Source organism: Pseudomonas sp. 5P_5.1_Bac1 (assembly GCF_025466015.1).
GTDB lineage: Bacteria > Pseudomonadota > Gammaproteobacteria > Pseudomonadales > Pseudomonadaceae > Aquipseudomonas.
The window spans coordinates 1-2,197 of sequence record NZ_JANLNX010000033.1 but is presented as its reverse complement, the minus strand read 5'-3'; the positions used below and the strand labels follow the sequence as shown (position 1 = coordinate 2,197).

The 2,197-nt window shown below is 60.6% G+C and carries 1 protein-coding gene; it reads left to right on the top strand.

Features of this window, described 5'->3' with window-relative positions:
* A partial coding sequence (locus NTD82_RS05590) for an immunoglobulin-like domain-containing protein (protein WP_315974944.1) occupies positions 1-2,197 on the top strand: 2,197 nt, incomplete at both ends.

Sequence of the window (2,197 nt, the reverse complement as noted above, 5' to 3'; positions counted from 1 at the left end):
CGGTGAAACCATCACCATCGCCAAGGATGCGACCGAAGGCTCCGTGACCTTCGCAGCACCAAAAGACACCGTGTACGTCGACGCCGGCAGCGTCAGCGTGACCATCACCGGCACCACCGGTGGTGATTTCGAACATCTGGAAGTCAGCCCGACCGCGGCGGTTACTGCTGTAACGGATTCGATTGATACCTCGACCGTCACGCTGACGGCAACTGCCAGTGCCGTTGAAGGCGGTGTGGTTACTTACACCGCAAGCGTCACAGCTCCGGTCACCGGCGCGCCGCTGGTCATCACTCTGGCCAACGGTCAGTCGATTACCATCCCGGTTAATGCAAGCAGCGGCTCGGTGGACTTCATCGCACCGAACAACGTGTTGAATACCAACACGCCGCTCACCAACAGCATCACCGGCGTGACTGGCGGCAACTACGAGCACCTGGAAACCGCGGGTACTCCGACTACCGTCGTCACCGATGACCCGGCTCGCCTCGACACTACCGGTCTGACCTTGTCCGCGACTGGCTCGGTTCAGGAAGGCGGCAACATCGTCTACACCGCCAAGCTGACCAACCCAGCCGGCACCGAAATGAAGGTCACCTTGAGCAACGGTGAGACCATCACCATCGCCAAGGATGCGACCGAAGGCAGCGTGACCTTCGCAGCACCAAAAGACACTGTTTACGTGGATGCCGGTAGCGTCAGCGTCACCATCACTGGCACCACTGGTGGCGACTTCGAGCACCTCGAAGTCAGCCCGACTGCTGCCGTCACTGCTGTCACCGACAGCATCGACACCAGCACCGTGACCCTCACCGCCACCGCTAGCGCGGTAGAAGGCGGAGTTGTCACCTACACCGCTTCGGTAACGGCTCCAGTCACCGGCGCACCGCTGGTCATTACTCTGGCTAACGGCCAAAGCATCACCATTCCGGTCAATGCAAGCAGCGGCTCGGTCGATTTCATCGCTCCGAACAACGTGTTGAATACCAACACCCCGCTGTCCAACAGCATCACCGGTGTGACTGGCGGCAACTACGAGCACCTGGAAACTGCGGGCACTCCGACCACCGTCGTCACCGACGATCCGGCTCGCCTGGACACCACCAGTTTGACCTTGTCTGCCACCGGCACCGTTCAGGAAGGTGGCAATATCGTCTACACCGCCAAGCTGACCAATCCAGCCGGCACTGAGATGAAGGTCACCTTGAGCAACGGTGAGACCATCACCATCGCCAAGGATGCCACCGAAGGCTCCGTCACGTTCGCAGCACCAAAAGACACCGTGTATGTCGACGCAGGCAGCGTAAGCGTGACCATCACTGGCACCACTGGCGGCGACTTCGAACACCTGGAAGTCAGCCCAACCGCAGCAGTCACCGCTGTTACGGATTCGATTGATACGTCGACCGTGACTCTGACCGCGACCGCCAGTGCTGTTGAAGGTGGCGTTGTCACCTACACCGCTTCGGTAACGGCCCCAGTGACCGGCGCACCGCTGGTTATCAGCTTGGCCAACGGTCAGTCGATCACTATTCCGGTTAACGCCTCGAGCGGCTCGGTCGATTTCATCGCACCGAACAACGTGCTGAACACCAACACCCCGCTCACCAACAGCATCACCGGCGTGACTGGCGGCAACTACGAGCACCTGGAAACCGCAGGTACTCCGACCACCGTCGTCACCGATGACCCAGCTCGCCTCGACACCACCGGTCTGACCCTCTCGGCCACCGGTTCCGTCCAGGAAGGCGGCAGCATTGTTTACACCGCCAAGCTGACCAATCCGGCTGGCACTGAGATGAAGGTCACCTTGAGCAATGGTGAGGTCATCACCATTGCCAAGGATGCGACTGAAGGCAGCGTGACCTTCGCGGCGCCGAAAGACACGGTGTACGTGGATGGCGGAAACGTCAGCGTGACCGTGACCGGCACCACTGGCGGTGATTTCGAGCACCTGGAAGTCAGCCCGACTGCCGCCGTCACCGCGGTTACGGATTCGATTGATACGTCGACCGTCACCCTGACGGCGACTGCCAGTGCTGTTGAAGGCGGTGTGGTTACTTACACCGCGAGCGTCACTGCCCCGGTCACCGGCGCACCACTGGTCATCACCCTGGCCAACGGCCAGTCGATCACCATCCCAGTCAACGCTTCGAGCGGCTCGGTCGACTTCATCGCCCCGAACAACGTGTTGAAT